Origin of the sequence: Chryseobacterium sp. SIMBA_028, assembly GCF_046535285.1 — a bacterium.
Classification (GTDB): domain Bacteria; phylum Bacteroidota; class Bacteroidia; order Flavobacteriales; family Weeksellaceae; genus Chryseobacterium.
Genome location: NZ_JAWRWZ010000060.1, coordinates 1 through 431, shown reverse-complemented (window position 1 = coordinate 431; position 431 = coordinate 1). Strand labels below are relative to the sequence as shown.

The 431-nt window shown below is 30.2% G+C and carries 2 pseudogenes; both read right to left on the bottom strand.

The features are described from left to right. Nucleotides 1-184: pseudogene (locus SCA31_RS22530) on the bottom strand (aminotransferase DegT); the annotation flags it as partial. After that, nucleotides 185-431 (bottom strand): annotated as a pseudogene (locus tag SCA31_RS22525) (pyridoxal-5'-phosphate-dependent protein); the annotation flags it as partial.

Below are 431 nucleotides of genomic sequence, written 5' to 3'. Positions count from 1 at the left end.
ATGCCATCAATAATGCCTGATTATAAGTAGTCGTTGTCAAAATTCTATCATTACAGATAAAATCAGAAAGAGATTGTTCAAATTCTTTTCCTATCTTGCCATAAGATAGTTTTCCGGAATATAATATTTCATTAATTTTATTTGAAATATTTTCCGGCATAAAGGGTTTATATATAGGAATCATTTACCATCCTTTTTTAATTACTTCAGCAATTGTATTACGGGTATCCTCATCTATCCACCATCCACAAGGTATATGTACCATTTTTTTATAAAAAGCATCAAAAACAGGTAATTCCGTTTCAGATTCTTTAAACAAGGAATGTCTGTCATTACGAAGATGAAGTTCTGATGCTGTAATTCCATTATCGGCCATCATCTTAATAAAATTTTCCCTATCATCTACTTTCATGGTATATAACCAATAAGAG